Here is a 15,530-nt window from a genome sequence, read left to right on the forward strand (position 1 = left end):
ATAGCCTGTTCCTCCCCGGAGCTGTTTCGGCGTGCACCAAAACATTGCTCCTGGAACAGGCTTCATGTCAATTTCTTATCCAGAATTCGGGTTAAGTAACTACAAACTGAAAAATATTATTTTTCGAGTCCCAATCTTGGAATTTCAATTTTTGGGCAGCGATCCATAACAACTTCCAGACCTGCTTCCTCTGCTAATACTTTTGCTTGCTCATTAATAACACCAAGTTGCAACCAGAGCACTTTTGCTTTGATATCTATAGCTTCTTGCGCAATGTCATATGCAGCTTCCGCATTACGAAATACATCAACTATATCAACAGGTTGTGGAATATCTGCCAGTTGTGCATACACTCGTTGCCCAAGCAATGTTTGTCCGGCAAGCTTCGGGCTGACAGGGATCACCTGATAGCCTTGTTCCAGTAAATAAGCCATAACTTTATAACTTGGACGCGTAGTTTTTTCACTTGCTCCTACCAGAGCAATAACTTTTACTCGTTTTAGTATGTCTGCAATTTGCTGGTCACTCATTTACTCTTCCTCAAAATTCGGTGTTTTACTTTGTTTATTTATTACAATGTATATGATAAACATTGTTATCAATTGGACTAACTACGTTCGAAAACACAATAACGATTACTAAAGGCATCTCATGGAATTGACAACTCGCACAATGGCAACCGCTAAAAATATAGCGCTTATTGCACATGACCACTGTAAAATTTCGCTATTAACCTGGTCCAAAAAACATAAGAATTTACTCAAGAAACACCATTTATACGCTACCGGCACAACCGGTAATCTGATTCAGAACGAAACCGGATTACCCGTTACTAATATGCTTAGTGGCCCAATGGGTGGAGATCAACAAATTGGTTCTCTAATCTCAGAAGGGAAAATTGATGTGTTGATATTTTTCTGGGACCCGCTTAATTCCGTACCTCATGATCCTGATGTAAAAGCACTGCTACGCCTTGCTACAGTATGGAATATCCCCGTAGCAACCAATCTGGCGTCTGCGGATTTTATTGTTAGTTCTCCTCTGTTTTCTGAATCAGTAAGTATTCAAGTGCCTGATTATCAGAATTATTTAAATGAACGTCTGAAATAAGTCTTTGCAACATATACCTACAACTACACGTTTTCTCCAAGTCAGACACTAGGAAAAAACAAGAGTGAGATTTCCAGCAAAGGTATCCCATGATAGCCCTGAATATTTCAGCCAGGCAAAACCTCAAGGTTTACGTTGAACAGGCACATTTAGCCGCTCTAATTGACGCACAAACACCGATGGATTCTTCTTATCCTGCATCAACCACACCTGCTTCTTCGCCCGTGTTAATGCAACATACAAAAGGCGACGCTCCTCCGCATCCGGAAAATCTTCCAGCGGCGGCAATAAAACCCGCTCCATCACCGATTCCCTTGCCGGTGCAGGAAAACCATCTTTCCCCTGATGCAAGCCAAGAATAATGACATAATCCGCTTGTCGTCCTTTGGAAGCATGAATAGTCATAAACTCTATTTTCAATTTAGGCCAGCGAGTTGCTGCTTTTTTCAGTAATTCAGGTTTCAAATAGTGATAACGTGCTAGTAATAAAATCGTTTCCTGCTCAGTGACATAGCCACTCATTTTATTCAATAAAGATTCAAGCTGATCTTCTGGCAGAATGACAATTGATTTTTTATTACCCTTAATCAAACTATTTAGTGGCTTACTTAATTGATTTGGGTTTTGTTGCACAAACTCGTTTGCAACCTCACCAATCCTATCATTAAACCGATAAGAGATATCCAATACACATTCAGCATCTTTACCAAAATAATCAGCAAATACGGTAGTCAACATCGGTTCCGCACCACTGAAACGATATATTGCTTGCCAATCATCCCCTACGGCAAGCAGACAGCTTTGGCTGTTTTGTGCTCGCAATGCAGCGAGCAATTTGGCCCCTAATGGTGAAATATCCTGAAACTCATCCACCAGAATATGCTTCCACGGGCTGATAAACCGCCCTTTATCCAGAATATTCACCGCCTGATGGATTAACCCTGAGTAATCAATAGCACCTTCTGTTTTTAATTCAGATTTCCACACTTTTAATAAAGGCCCCATCAGGCGAATACATTTTTGAAACCGATCCAGATACTCTTCCTGAGCTTGCTCTATCATCGCCTTCTGGCTACCACCATGTATACGCATCAAACCCAACCAACGCTCAAGCCGGTCTGACAAACGGTTAGCAAGTTGTTCATCGTGCCAAAATTCACCTTCCGGCACTTCCCATTTCAACTCTTCCGTCAGACATTCTCGCCAACCTTTGGCTTGCGCTTTCTTTTCACTGCATTGTTGTTGCCAGTGTTTAATCAAAAAATCTCTTCTTTTTTGCCCGTCAGTTTCCAGCTCGCTGATTTTGGATACTTTATTACTTCCTTGCTGAATGATATGCAACGCCAGATCATGAAACGTTTTTACTTTAATATCATTCACACCAAGACGGATATGAATCCGTTCATTCATCTCACTTACAGCCTGATTATCAAACGCTAACAATAATATCTGTTCGGGAATCACCTGTTGGCGAAGTAATAACCAACCCGCTCTCGCAACTAACACCGATGTTTTTCCACTCCCTGCGCCAGCAAGAACCAGAATTGAATTTTCACCGTTAACAACAGACAAACTCTGAGAAAGATTTAACGGAGATGTTTCTACCCGCTGAAAAAAGTCACGATGTTGCTCCAACATACGTTCTGTCCATTGCAGATTCATCTTTTCAACAAGCTTCTCGCCATTCTCAAGCCAGCTCAAACATGTTTGATACCCTTCCCTGCAATTATCAAATTGTTCCAGACGTTGTAACGGCAATGGTAAAGCCTGAAACGCTGCCTGAATCCGCTGTTGCAACTGGAATAAATCCGTTTTTTTAAACCAGCGATTCTGTTGGTCAATTCTGTTAATTTCACTAACCTGAGTTGCCAGCACATTAGCACTAATATCACTCATTTCCTGGCTCCATTTCTGCCATTCACCAAGCAGATAATGGTAAAAACGCTGAGTTTGCCGCCATTCAATGCCATGAAGGCGAACTGCTTGTCTATTGGGCAGTTCAAACTCTAACTCCCCCCAGACAATACCTCGTTTACACTGAATATTAATTAGCTGGTTAAATGGGATAAGGTATTGATGCTTTTCACCACTGACTTCAATACCCGCATTCAGCAAACGCACCCGATTATAAGGATGCTGAGCAAGACGTTGGCCAATTTGTGTTGCTTTAAGTTCCATTATTGAGCGCCATACCTAAAAAATAGTTGAATTATGTCTTATAAGCGTTTTTTATCACTAATAAACCTTTTATCATAATGTTACTTATGACCGTTATTATTACCTCAGGGGTATTTTGTGCTAACTGTTTTCCGGTCCGCACCGTTTTCTTTATAACAGTCATTTTCTCTATTATAACCGTATCGTGACTGCTCCCCGCCGTAAAAAACGGCGAGGCTTCCCACTTCTCAGGCCGCAACCGTCTTTACGACGGATTGACGCTGGCCTACGTGGGCAAATTGTTATTTATGGCGTATTATTCTTCACCTTCCGCAATACCCAGTATGCACATGCAACTCTGTTTATCACATTACTGGTACTATTATGCTTCAACTTGTTAGCGGTAAATTTCATCTGGCAAGACTGGAAATTCCGCCAGTTATCACAAGTGATAAATCGGACGATGAACACCAATTGTCGCTACCTTGATGCCATTTTAGTTCAATATTATCAGGGAAAAGATATGGATTGAGCTATCGAATTGCCCACCGTGATGCCCATAATAGTGACGCAGAACTGGCATCCGTTATTTCAAACATGTCTGCCGAGCCGAAAAGTGACCAGACTGTTCAAGAAAGGGCATTCCGGTTATTGTGCCTAAATCACACCATGCTAAGTTACATCTCTGCGCTGGAAGCACACCGAGATAAATTGGATAATAAAGTTATTCTGGACATTCTTAATGATGCTGTTTGTTATGTCGATACAGCATTAAAACCGGCATTAATAGATGATGATAGAATTAAGCAAATACCTGTCAACATAGTGAAAAAAATTGAGCAAGCTCCGGCAGAAAGAAATAGTAAAGAGCAACTGGTATTGCAACAAACCGGTTTATGAATAGAATTGTCACCTGAAACTGTTAATATCATTAAACAAATTAATCAATTATAACCAGATTGATATACTGGGGCAGTTGACTGCCCCTTTCATTAGCTATTCTCGATAAAGATCTAACAAGCTAGTTCCTTGTGCCAACGTAATAAATCATTACGGATCTGTACCGGTAAAACGGCTGAATGACATCCTTCAATTGCACCAGCCAAAGCAAGCAATAAATTAATATTAGATTTTCTTTTATATTGATGCAGTTTTAAATAACTGGCTTTCGCACCTAACAACCGTAAATCTTCAACTTTACATATTCCAACTTTCCATAACTGGCGTTCTAAAGACATTCCAAGATTAGGCAAATCCTTCAAGCGCTCCGGCATTTTCTTTTTACCCGCCATTTCAATAAATGAGTAGTGATAAGCCAAATACGCATATTGAGATAACAACTCTTGATCTTGCCAAAGTGATTCAACCACTTGGTAATAACGCAAAGTTACAGGCACTCCCTTTTTTGAGTAAATATAGTTTTTCATTCCTCTGGCTTTAAATAATACTTCAGCATGTCCATTTCCTCGTAAATATAATTCTCCATCAGCAATAATAGCGAACATAATCCCATCAGATAACAGGCTGTAACCGCCAAACTGTGGCTTCCTTGTCAATGTTCCAAACGACGAAAAACCATTTTTGAGTTGAGTAAAACGCACCTCAGACAAAAACATACAGATCACTCCATGAGTTTTGTGCAAATAAATCTCTTATCCATAGATTTGACCCAGTTATTAGTAAAATAAATAACAGGAACAAGCAATTAAAAACATACGCAATTCAATTTTCTCTGCCAATGGTTAAATGAGTTTACAGCCATTTACAGTCAATATTTGCGAAGCTCTTTGAAAAAATAGACTTGATCTTAGCCTAATATGAAGATACTGTATATTAATACAGTTAATCATGGCGAGGTTCATTATGGGCATTCAATCATCCTGGGTTTCCCCTTCTAAACATCAGTCAACCAAAAAGCAGTTATCACTCTCTTCGCCTACACAAGATAATTCAGCCAAAAGAGAGGGGGTAGTGAAAGAGGGTAAAGAAGGTATAGTGAGTGAATTGATCTATAGTGATAACCAATATAGCGATAACCAAGCTATCATTAATCGTATATTGCTACCTTTGTTACGCCAATCAGGAAATGAGGCTCGCTGGTTGCTATGGGTTAGTCCACATAAGAAACTAAGCCGTCAATGGTTAATTAACTCTGGATTACCTTTAGATAAGATTGTCCAATTAAATCGCATCAGCTCCATTACAACGGTAGAAGCAATGGAAAGAGCACTGGCGAGTGGTAATTACAGCGTGGTACTTGGCTGGTTACCAAAGTTATCGGAAAAAGACACCGTAAAATTACAGGCTGCGGCACAAAAAGGTAATGCACTGGGCTTTATTATGCGCCCACAAGATGTAAATAAAGAAACCAACTGTGCTGAATCGCGAGCAGATTTACTAAAAATCCATTCCATTTACTATCATTGACCAAAACTAGGAATTATCGCAATATTTATAACACAAAATAACCAATCCAGACCGAAAATCACTAATCACAATTAAAATCAATTAATTAAGGCAAGATTAGTTGTAAAGAATAGTAAATTTTTTAAAAAAATTATACATTACCTTTTAAATTTTTTACTCTATTAATCAAGGGGCACTTGTAACTTTTTAACTTCGTTGTAGACTTTACACCATTAAAGGTTACTGCACTTAGTACCCTTGTATTGTTTAGTCTATCGGTTTTATGAAAAAGTGCAGCATTCCTCTAACTGAGTTTTTAATCAATATGGCTCGACAGCCTATCTTAGTAGATATTAAAAGATGCTAAAATTAGTGCAAGCCATTCTTATGGATGAATAGTGAACATAGAAACGCGCAAAATTCAAAGTGTACACACAATAATGGTACCGGAGAATTTGAGCACAATTCAGTGCTCGCTTTTATTACAAAGAATGGCAAATGAAAGCCTAATGGGATAGGCAGTAAGCAAAAAGGCTTCCAAAGCCAATTGCCTATTGGGTGATGATAATAACGAGGCGTTAAAATGAAAAAGACAGCTATCGCGATAGCAGTGGCAGTGGCCGCTTTCACAACTGCAACGCAAGCAGCTCCAAAAGACAACACTTGGTATACCGGTGGTAAGTTGGGTTGGTCCCAATACCATGACGTAAACTTCTACGGCAACGGTTATACCAGTGCAATCGGTAATGGCCCTACTCATAAAAACCAATTGGGTGCGGGTGCTTTCTTAGGTTATCAAGCCAATCCATACCTGGGTTTTGAAATAGGTTATGACTGGTTAGGACGTATGTCTTACAAAGGCAGCGTCAATAATGGCGCCTTCAAAGCCCACGGTTTCCAATTGGCAACCAAACTAAGCTATCCAATTATGGATGACTTGGATATCTATACTCGCTTAGGCGGTATGGTTTGGCGGGCAGATTCCAAAGCAAATTACGGCGCAACCAATACTCATCTGAAAAATCATGACACCGGTGTTTCTCCATTGGCGGCCATCGGTGTTGAGTATGCGATAACTAAAGACTGGGCTACTCGTCTGGACTACCAGTGGGTTAACAATATCGGTGACGCAGGCTCAGTAGGCGCACGTCCTGATAACGGTCTGTTGAGCGTAGGTGTTTCTTACCGTTTCGGCCAAGATGAAGCAGCAGCCCCAGTTGTCGCTCCAGCTCCGGTTGTTGCTCCAACACCAGCTCCAGCACCCGTTGTTGAAAATAAGCGTTTTACCCTGCGTTCTGACGTGCTGTTCGAATTTGCAAGTTCTGAGCTGAAAACCGAAGGTAAACATACTTTGGATCAACTCTATACTGAGCTAGCAAACATCGACCCAAATCAAGGCAAGGTGCTGGTTTTAGGCTACACCGACCGTATCGGTAAAGACGTGTACAATCAGAAACTGTCTCAAAAACGTGCTCAAAGCGTAGTTGACTATCTGGTATCTAAAGGTATCCCTACCGGCAGCATCAGCGCAGAAGGCCACGGTAAAGCAAATCCAGTCACCGGTTCTACCTGTGATAAGGTTCGTAAACCTAACCTAATCAACTGCCTGGCGCCAGATCGTCGCGTAGAGATCGAAATTCAGGGCATTAAAGAAGTTGTTACTCAAGCAAAATCCGCTCAATAATAGCCTTTCTTGGTTATAATTAATCATCAAAAGCGCAGAAAACCTCATTGCCAAATGGGGTTTTCTTTTACTTATGTGAATCTACTTTAAGGAGCTTGTTGCGATATCAATCTATAACAACTGAAATTACTCTTTCTTACCCAAAATAGCTTCCAAATCGTGTTTCAAGCTAGACATCTGATTGGCATATTTTTCTTTCCGTTCAGCGTCTTCAATTAACTGGATGATAGTTTCTGACAGCGTATTACCCCGTCGCTGAGAAAGCGCAGATAAGCGATGCCACACGGGAAAATCTAAATCGATGGATTTCTTACGAGTATGCTGATGTTCCGCATTAAAATGCCGTTTACGCCGAGCGCGGATAGTTTGTTTCATTCGGTTGGATAAATCAGGATTCATATGTTGCTCAATCCATTTCAGTACCCTTACCGGCTCACTCTCAAGTTCAATGAGTTTATCAACTGCTGCATGAGCTGCACTGTTTTCAATATATTTAGTAATTAGCTCGCCTTCTTGATGTTTTTTCATCAGATAAGCCCATTTCCAGCCACATTCCAAATTTTCCAGTTGTTGATATTTCATCTTACTTTCTCAGTGACAGCGTAACTAAAAATAAGCATAACAACTATTTTAGTAAATTGCTTATAGCCAAACTGATTAATCTCTGCTTTTTGATCAAATTATGTTTTACATAAAGTGTCTACGATAGCAAACATTCAAGCATGTTGGTTTATATCTTAATCTTGTATAATCGGCACTTTCCTACTTTACAATATATAGCGATCATTTTGACCACTAACAAACTAGACTGGCAGGCATTACTGCCGAATTGCGCGCCTTATGATGCGCTCTTTCATTCTGCTTCCCAACAGGCACCTGCCAGTATGGAAGCCGTTCAATCACGGCTACATAGTGGTTTACAGCTTTTTTGCCGGATGGATTCCCGCCAGCCTTTTATGCTATTGAAAGCTGAAGAATGTGATACTTATTTGTCAGCATTAGCTGAGTCTATCCATCCATTACTCACGAAAGAACTTCCCCAAATTGGTGGCAATTATCACATCCAGCAACAAAAAATTAGCTGGCAACCATCAACAGAAGGCCATTTCACACCTGAGTTACGCGTGGCCTATCGTGAATGGATAGAAGCAGAGCAATTATTTGGCTGCTTCCACTCTCACAACGGAGAAATTCACTTACAACCCGGTCTGATTCATCAGGTAAATGGCGGTGTACTTATTCTGCCATTACGTACCCTACTTTCTCAGCCATTAATGTGGGTTCGCCTGAAACAGATGATTATTCAGCAACGCTTTGAATGGTTGTCTCCGGATAGCAACAAACCGCTACCATTACCTATCCCCTCGATGCCATTAAAGCTACGTCTGATTCTGGTTGGAGATCGTCTAAACCTTGAAGAGTTTCAGGCAACAGAACCTGAATTAGCCAAAAGCGCTCTGTATGGTGAATTTGATCTGGATATGCCATTTCATAATGAGCAGGATTTAAGCCTGTGGTGCAATTATATCAATGGGCTTATTCAACAATGGCAATTGCCTCCGTTGAATCATAATGCCTGGCCTGAGCTTGTCCAACAAGCAACTCGTTATGTAGAAGATCAATACCGTCTGCCTTTGGATATTCTTTGGCTACAACGGCAACTAGCTACCGCTGCGCTCTATCAGCAAGAAAATCAGATTACAGCTCAATCCATTAAACAAGCAGAGGAGAATCGCCGCTGGCGTCACAACTATCTGCCAGAACGTGGTTTAGAGGAAATTCATCAAGGCCAGATTCTTATCCGCACCCAAGGGATGGTCATTGGCCAAATTAATGGATTATCTGTGCTGGAGTACCCCGGCCACCCTGATTCAGTAGGAGAACCATCCCGCATCACTTGCGTGGCTCATATAGGAGATGGGGAATTTATTGATGTTGAACGCAAAGTCGAGTTAGGTGGCAATATCCATGCGAAAGGCATGATGATTATGCAAGCCTTTTTGATTTCCGAGCTAAAGTTGGATCAACCGCAGCCTTTCTCTGCATCTATTGCATTTGAACAGTCTTATAGTGAAGTTGACGGCGACAGTGCTTCTCTTGCTGAATTATGCGCACTGATAAGCGCGCTTTCCCTGCAACCCATTGATCAACAACTGGCGGTCACAGGTGCAGTAGATCAATTTGGTTACGTTCAACCCATCGGCGGTATTAACGAAAAAATCGAAGGTTTCTTTGAAGTATGCCATCGCAGAGGACTAACTGGTCAACAGGGAGTTATCCTACCAGCGGCGAACATCCGTCATTTATGTCTCAATCAAGCCGTTGTAAATGCGGTAAAAGAGCAAAAATTCCATTTATGGTCAGTAAAACATGTTTCTGAAGCGCTGCCTTTATTAACAGGTATCCCTTATTATGATCAACAAGAAACACACTTGTTAGCTATGATACAAGAACGTATAACACAGGCGAATAATCAAGAACGGCCTAAATTCCCGTGGTTTCTTCGCTGGTTGGGTTAATTCAGAATGTCTGATCGGAGTTGTTCAGCGTACAAGTGTACTCTATTATTTACCCTACATTAAATATAAGGCTATCTGATAATTATGGTTGATAAACGTAAATCCTACACAAAAGAAGATCTTATCGCATCTGGGCGTAGCGAGTTATTTGGAAAAAATGGGCCTCCATTACCATCTGGTAATATGTTAATGATGGATCGCATCATTGAAATGACAGAAAACGGTGGTACCTACGATAAAGGTTACATAGAAGCCGAGCTGGATATTACCCCTGATTTATGGTTTTTCGACTGCCATTTTATTAATGACCCGGTAATGCCCGGCTGCCTTGGCCTTGATGCCATGTGGCAATTGGTTGGATTCTTCCTTGGCTGGTTAGGTGGAGAAGGCAAAGGCCGCGCCCTTGGCGTTGGCGAAGTTAAGTTCACCGGCCAGGTATTACCAACGGCGAAAAAAGTCACTTACCGTATCAACTTTAAACGCGTTATTAACCGTAAATTGATTATGGGACTGGCTGATGGTGAAGTGTTAGTAGATGGTAAAGTCATCTATACAGCAACGGATTTGAAAGTGGGCTTGTTTAAAGATACCAGTGCTTTCTAATCAATAATCAGTAACATATCGAAAAGGAAGGTGACTGGCTAATTGCTTTTCACCTTTTTCGCTAAAAGCACACCACCAAGCAAACAGCACATTATTTGAAAAAAATATTTGCTTGAAAAATACTTGGTATTGTTTTTGCTCTTCAAAGGCAATTCCAGTTATATCTTAGAATATGAGATTCAAAATCTAGCTCCAACCTACCTCGGCTAAGAATAGCACAAAACCACATCTCAATAACCTGCAATATAAGCATCTAGTTTATTGCTGGCTAATTAGCATGCAATTGACAAATTGTGCTATGATCAAATTGACCTGATATATCAAATAAGCTCAAAAAGCATATTAGTAACAGGCAAAAACATCAATAAAATTTATTATTATTAACAAACACAACCAAGGGTAATTTATATGAACATCAGAAAAATACTGCTCATAATCGTAGCATTAACTATTACACCAACTGCCACAGCAATAAATAAGATCGAAGGCACCATCGAAATGATAGAAGCATCTAACAGTAATGGAGATTGCTATGGAAAAATAGTCACTCCTACTCGCGCCCGAGGATTTCGGTGGGTATGTACTTATAGTGCCGGGTCGATACTTTTATCATTGCTTCAAACAGCCTATTCAAGTCATGAGAATGTAGCCATAGCAGTCGGGGAAGATGTGCAATATAGCCCTCTCTATAGGGTTCAAATACGTCATAAATGTTTATCAAACCCTGCTTACTGCAATTATCCCTCTCGTTAGTAGATAAATTACTGAATGGCCGCAATATCAGCCATATTGGAGGTTAAATAGGATGTATGAGCTGGCGGCCATGAATTCTATTTCATCAAATTTCGCAAACGGAATCCCAAAAAGAACAATACAAAGAAATAGGAAACCAACACATTATTCACATTAATTGCTATACATACCCTATTTACTACACTCAGTGCATCAGCATATCCATCATATGATGTTTTATTAAATAGGTTAAATAAATTTACCAACAGGATTCAATCTGACAGATATCTGTAATAAGCAATCAGTCACTGTCAGATTAAATTTGGGATATATACACGTCGATTAAGAAATGGTGGTTTTTTCTCACCTAACCTATACATCAGTTTGGCAGACTAAGCCATCATCGCCCTGTCTTCCATAGCCTGGCGCCATCCTCCTAACCAATGAGAACGGGCATCTAATGAATAATAGGGACAATGCTCCCTTGAGCGCCCCAAAATACCTGCATGGTACCCTCTCGATAACGCACGTGCTAAACGATCTCGTTTCTGTCTCTTCATGCTCTTATTTACCTCATAAGCTAGATCAAAAGAAAACAGTGGTCATCATTCATCCAACCACAATTTAGAAATACCCCTATAAATTTTGAAAATCAAGTCAAGAAATTCATATTAATGTAATATTTGTTATATTAGTACAGAGAAAATCAATAAGGTATTAATAATAAAGAGAAATTTTTATCCCGCTGATATGCCAATTTTCTCCGAACGTAAAGGTTTTACACCCGGAGAATGGCAGAGGGTTACAATTAGGAAGTAAATTGATTGGCAATAGCTTGCGCCAATTGACTCCATCCTTTTGCCAATGTACGAACTAAATCATCATAACCATCCTCTTCCTGTTTTAGTTCTATATTAAAGGGCTGTTTAATGACACTTAACTCACGCTCCTGACAAGTTAATGTCCAGTAACCTTGCAAAATCACCTTACCATCATAACGACCATGAAAACTGGTTACTGTTACATCCAAAGTATCTGGTTTATTAACCAATGGTTGGGCAGACACTAAACGCTGTGGCAGCGCTACGGTTAATTCCGCTACCAACACTTGCTGTAACTGCTGTTCAAGTGGACTTGCCCACAAGTGATTCGCCGCACTGATATAACTAACATCACTACTTTGATATACCACACCGGAGGATGACAGATAATCGGACAACATGACTCGTTGTACCCATAATTGGCGATCATGTTGCACAATAGCACTCTTTTGTGATGCTATTGTGACTACCGGCAATTGATAATAAGTTCTTTCTGGCTGACGGCTACAAGCAGAAATAAAAATCACTAAAATTAATGCCACTCTTCTCATCATTTTTTAGCCCTTTTCGGTTCTGGATCTTCAATTGGCTTAGCCTCAAAAACTAACGCATTGCTCTTATTATTCAGCGTTCTCAGCACAGGCCGCAGTTCACTCAACACTTGATCTAATCGCTGCATATTATCCAACATCTTGTTATAAGCCGGTGAGCCAGGCTGGAAACCTTGCATACTGCGGTTAAACTCCTGCAATGTTTTCTGTATGTCTTTTGGCAGATCTTTGGTTTCAGGATTTGCCAGCACTTTATTCAATTCATCAAGAGTCTGCTGTGCTTTTCTGATAGCTTTCTGACTCTCTTCCAAAGTGCGAATAGCCTGATTAAACATTGGCTCAACCGGCATATTATTAATTTTGTCTAACGCTGCAATAACCTTATGTTGAATTTGAGCAAGGCCACCACTGATTGTTGGTAATAGCGGATAGCCTGCAATTTCATACGGGCCAACCCACCCTTTTTCATTCGGATAAAAATCCAAATCAATAAACAGTGCCCCCGTTAACAAATTACCTGATTTGAGAGAGGCTCTCAGGCCGCGTTTGGTTATGCTATTCAGCTCTTTCTCAACATCAAACCCTTCCCCCAACTCCTTCTCAAAGCGCTCCGGCTCAATGGAGATAAGTACTGGAATACGAAAATCATTATCCAGCCGCTGTCTCATTCCCTCAGAGTAGAACGGTACTTTCGCCACAGTTCCCATACGGATACCACGAAATTCCACCGGCGCACCCGGCTGTAATCCTCGGACAGAATCAGAGAAGAGCAACAGATAATCTTTATGTTTGGTATATAAAGAATCTTGAATGCTTCTTTGGTTATCAAAAAGTTTGTAAGTGGCTTTTTCTTTAATTGGCTCACCCAATTCCCAACCCTTAGGTACATCAAAGCTGACACCACCACCAAATAGCGTTGATAAAGAAGCCATTTCAACACGCACCCCTTGGGAAGACATATCAAGGGTAATACCACTCTCTTTCCAAAAACGCACATTGGTTGTCAGCAAACCATCATAAGGCGCATTAATAAATAGCTGATATCTCATCAGATGCGATTTCGGTTCAAATTCGTTGGTTTCAACAGAACCAACCCGATAACCACGAAACAACACCGGATCGCCCGGATTAAGCTGACCGGCTTTATCACTGATTAGGATGACACGGATACCTTTTGCATCAGGCGAGGCCAATGGGGGTGAGTCCAACAAATTAAATTTATCTTCTTCATCACCATTCTTTCCCGGTTGAAGTTCAATAAAAGCCCCGGACAGAAGAGTACCAAGACCAGATATTCCATCACGACCAATCTGCGGTTTCACGACCCAAAAAGCACTATCACTGCGTAATAGATTTTCCATGCCATCATTTAGCCGGGCCTTAATAATAACTTGACTAAGATTATCACTCAGCATGACCTTCTCAACCACGCCGACATCCACACTACGGCTTTTAATTTTAGTTTTTCCGGCTTCAATGCCTTCCGCGTTAGAAGTAATCAACGTTACTTCCGGCCCTTGGTGGCTGAAATGGTAAAACAATATCCAGGCACCAATAAGCACAGTGACAATCGGTACAATCCAGACTGGCGACCAACTTTTAATTTTATCGATTTTAGCCTGACTCTGGTCTTCAACTTTATCCGTCACCTTGACACTCCTTCATTGCCTTATAACGAATGTTTAACGTTGGTTCTATCCCAAATTAAACGCGGATCAAATGTTATTGCCGCAAACATGGTCAGGATCACAACTAAAGCAAAAATAACTGACCCCATAGCAGGGTAGACACTCATTAATTTCCCCATACGTACCAATGATGACAATATTGCGATAACAAATACATCAATCATTGACCAACGGCCAACAAATTCAACAACTTCATAAATAAAATGCATTCGGGCGGAATCTCGTTTACCGTGACCTTTGGCATCCCAACATAACCAACCAATTGCCAGCATTTTCAGTGATGGCACCATAATACTGGCAATAAAAATGACTAAAGCTACCGGATATGAACCTACACTCCACAGTAGTATCACTCCAGCCATAATCGTGGAATCACTCTGATTACCTAATGATTCGGTCACCATCATTGGCATGACATTAGCAGGAATATAAAGCATTAAAGCCGTCGCTATCAGTGCCATTGTCCATTGCAGACTGTTACGGCGGCGGGCATATCCACGAGTATGACAACGTGAACAAACTAACTGATCTGCCGGTAAAATAGCTGTACAGCACTGACATAATCGAACCCCCTGCACTAACCCCGCTTTTCCTGCCTGTAACGATATATTCACCTTAGGTGCGAGCGCTATCTGATTCCATAACCAGTGGCGATCCAAACATTGAAATGCTCTCACCTGGAGAAGGCAGAACAGGCAATATGGCAAAAAACTTAAACCTAACCCAATATCACCATAAGCCATTAATTTAACAAAGCTGACTAATACCCCTGCCAGAAAGATTTCAACCATACACCAGCTTTTCATCTGAAATAAAACCCTAGCCAACCAGATTTTTATCTTCTGAGAAATAACAACACTCTGGCATAAGAGAATAATCGCTACCATACAAAACGCAGGCACCAGTTGAACACAGAGTAAAAAGAATGTTCCCACACTGACGTAATTTTCATTAAACATCACCTGAGGGATTTGAGATAAGGTAATTTCACTGCCAATTCCCGCCACACTCATCCTAACAAACGGAAACAAGCAAGCCATTAACAGCATAAATAATGCACTGACTGCATAACCTGTTGGCTGATGTTTAGGTTCTTTCCACCATGTAACTAATGTCGTCTTACAACGAGGACAAACCGCCTTCGTTCCCTGAACCTCTTCTGGCAATGTCACCAGCAAATCACATTGAGGGCACAATACCATTTCATGATGATGGCTACTGGAACACAAGGTTTTTCTCCTGTAAGGAAATTGGGAATA

At 40.8% G+C, this 15,530-nt stretch carries 13 protein-coding genes and 1 pseudogene; 6 read left to right on the forward strand and 8 right to left on the reverse strand.

The genetic code is table 11. The features are described 5' to 3' along the window. Positions 1 to 116: 116 nt before the first annotated feature. Positions 117 to 530: a CoA-binding protein gene (locus BA1DRAFT_RS10915; protein ID WP_036778840.1), complete on the reverse strand. Its 414-nt coding sequence runs from the start codon at positions 528 to 530 to the stop codon at positions 117 to 119. A gap of 121 nt (positions 531 to 651) precedes the next feature. Here BA1DRAFT_RS10915 and BA1DRAFT_RS10920 point away from each other — a divergent pair, with 121 nt between their 5' ends. Next, positions 652 to 1,110, forward strand: coding sequence for a methylglyoxal synthase (locus tag BA1DRAFT_RS10920; protein WP_036778843.1), 459 nt, complete (start codon positions 652 to 654; stop codon positions 1,108 to 1,110). Positions 1,111 to 1,233: 123 nt separating this feature from the next. On the opposite strand, the gene helD is transcribed toward BA1DRAFT_RS10920, so the two are convergent. Beyond that, complete coding sequence (gene helD, locus BA1DRAFT_RS10925) at positions 1,234 to 3,288, reverse strand: DNA helicase IV (protein ID WP_036778846.1); 2,055 nt, start codon at positions 3,286 to 3,288, stop codon at positions 1,234 to 1,236. Between the two features lie 214 nt (positions 3,289 to 3,502). Here helD and BA1DRAFT_RS10930 point away from each other — a divergent pair. Further along, positions 3,503 to 4,167 (forward strand): annotated as a pseudogene (locus tag BA1DRAFT_RS10930) (YccS family putative transporter); the annotation flags it as partial. Positions 4,168 to 4,280: 113 nt separating this feature from the next. Here the strand turns inward: BA1DRAFT_RS10930 and BA1DRAFT_RS10935 are convergent. After that, positions 4,281 to 4,883 (reverse strand): TfoX/Sxy family DNA transformation protein, encoded by a 603-nt coding sequence (locus BA1DRAFT_RS10935; RefSeq protein ID WP_036778848.1) that lies wholly within the window; start codon positions 4,881 to 4,883, stop codon positions 4,281 to 4,283. A gap of 247 nt (positions 4,884 to 5,130) precedes the next feature. Between BA1DRAFT_RS10935 and sulA the strand changes: the two genes are divergently transcribed. Together sulA and ompA are read left to right on the forward strand one after the other, a co-directional pair. Continuing rightward, on the forward strand, positions 5,131 to 5,694 hold the full coding sequence (gene sulA / locus BA1DRAFT_RS10940) for an SOS-induced cell division inhibitor SulA (protein WP_036778850.1): 564 nt from the start codon (positions 5,131 to 5,133) through the stop codon (positions 5,692 to 5,694). A gap of 562 nt (positions 5,695 to 6,256) precedes the next feature. Continuing rightward, complete coding sequence (gene ompA, locus BA1DRAFT_RS10945; RefSeq protein WP_036778853.1) at positions 6,257 to 7,357, forward strand: porin OmpA; 1,101 nt, start codon at positions 6,257 to 6,259, stop codon at positions 7,355 to 7,357. Positions 7,358 to 7,483: 126 nt separating this feature from the next. Here the strand turns inward: ompA and matP are convergent, their stop codons facing one another. Continuing rightward, positions 7,484 to 7,939: a macrodomain Ter protein MatP gene (matP, locus tag BA1DRAFT_RS10950; protein WP_036778855.1), complete on the reverse strand. Its 456-nt coding sequence runs from the start codon at positions 7,937 to 7,939 to the stop codon at positions 7,484 to 7,486. 206 nt (positions 7,940 to 8,145) lie between these two features. On the opposite strand from matP, the gene BA1DRAFT_RS10955 reads away from it, so the two are divergent. Together BA1DRAFT_RS10955 and fabA are read left to right on the forward strand one after the other, a co-directional pair. Further along, positions 8,146 to 9,876, forward strand: coding sequence for an AAA family ATPase (locus BA1DRAFT_RS10955; RefSeq protein ID WP_036778936.1), 1,731 nt, complete (start codon positions 8,146 to 8,148; stop codon positions 9,874 to 9,876). Between the two features lie 84 nt (positions 9,877 to 9,960). Next, positions 9,961 to 10,479: a bifunctional 3-hydroxydecanoyl-ACP dehydratase/trans-2-decenoyl-ACP isomerase gene (gene fabA, locus BA1DRAFT_RS10960; RefSeq protein WP_036778857.1), complete on the forward strand. Its 519-nt coding sequence runs from the start codon at positions 9,961 to 9,963 to the stop codon at positions 10,477 to 10,479. A gap of 1,124 nt (positions 10,480 to 11,603) precedes the next feature. Here fabA and rmf read toward each other — a convergent pair. The 4 genes from rmf to pqiA form a co-directional block, all read right to left on the reverse strand. Continuing rightward, positions 11,604 to 11,771, reverse strand: a complete 168-nt coding sequence (gene rmf, locus BA1DRAFT_RS21955) for a ribosome modulation factor (RefSeq protein ID WP_071647033.1) — start codon at positions 11,769 to 11,771, stop codon at positions 11,604 to 11,606. A gap of 248 nt (positions 11,772 to 12,019) precedes the next feature. After that, positions 12,020 to 12,586 (reverse strand): membrane integrity-associated transporter subunit PqiC, encoded by a 567-nt coding sequence (gene pqiC, locus BA1DRAFT_RS10970; protein ID WP_036778862.1) that lies wholly within the window; start codon positions 12,584 to 12,586, stop codon positions 12,020 to 12,022. After that, positions 12,583 to 14,232 (reverse strand): intermembrane transport protein PqiB, encoded by a 1,650-nt coding sequence (pqiB, locus tag BA1DRAFT_RS10975; RefSeq protein WP_036778864.1) that lies wholly within the window; start codon positions 14,230 to 14,232, stop codon positions 12,583 to 12,585. The genes pqiC and pqiB overlap by 4 nt, the downstream gene beginning before the upstream one ends. A gap of 20 nt (positions 14,233 to 14,252) precedes the next feature. Beyond that, complete coding sequence (pqiA, locus tag BA1DRAFT_RS10980; RefSeq protein WP_036778867.1) at positions 14,253 to 15,500, reverse strand: membrane integrity-associated transporter subunit PqiA; 1,248 nt, start codon at positions 15,498 to 15,500, stop codon at positions 14,253 to 14,255. Positions 15,501 to 15,530 lie beyond the last annotated feature (30 nt).

Origin of the sequence: Photorhabdus aegyptia (assembly GCF_000612035.1) — a bacterium.
GTDB classification, from domain to species: Bacteria; Pseudomonadota; Gammaproteobacteria; order Enterobacterales; family Enterobacteriaceae; genus Photorhabdus; species Photorhabdus akhurstii.

Excerpts from the sequence above, each read along its gene's own strand:
- pqiC (WP_036778862.1), bottom strand. The coding sequence starts at position 12,586 with ATGATGAGAAGAGTGGCATTAATTTTAGTGATTTTTATTTCTGCTTGT.
- helD (WP_036778846.1), bottom strand. The coding sequence starts at position 3,288 with ATGGAACTTAAAGCAACACAAATTGGCCAACGTCTTGCTCAGCATCCT.
- BA1DRAFT_RS10920 (WP_036778843.1), top strand. The coding sequence starts at position 652 with ATGGAATTGACAACTCGCACAATGGCAACCGCTAAAAATATAGCGCTT.
- BA1DRAFT_RS10915 (WP_036778840.1), bottom strand. The coding sequence starts at position 530 with ATGAGTGACCAGCAAATTGCAGACATACTAAAACGAGTAAAAGTTATT.
- ompA (WP_036778853.1), top strand. The coding sequence starts at position 6,257 with ATGAAAAAGACAGCTATCGCGATAGCAGTGGCAGTGGCCGCTTTCACA.
- BA1DRAFT_RS10935 (WP_036778848.1), bottom strand. The coding sequence starts at position 4,883 with ATGTTTTTGTCTGAGGTGCGTTTTACTCAACTCAAAAATGGTTTTTCG.
- matP (WP_036778855.1), bottom strand. The coding sequence starts at position 7,939 with ATGAAATATCAACAACTGGAAAATTTGGAATGTGGCTGGAAATGGGCT.
- fabA (WP_036778857.1), top strand. The coding sequence starts at position 9,961 with ATGGTTGATAAACGTAAATCCTACACAAAAGAAGATCTTATCGCATCT.
- rmf (WP_071647033.1), bottom strand. The coding sequence starts at position 11,771 with ATGAAGAGACAGAAACGAGATCGTTTAGCACGTGCGTTATCGAGAGGG.
- sulA (WP_036778850.1), top strand. The coding sequence starts at position 5,131 with ATGGGCATTCAATCATCCTGGGTTTCCCCTTCTAAACATCAGTCAACC.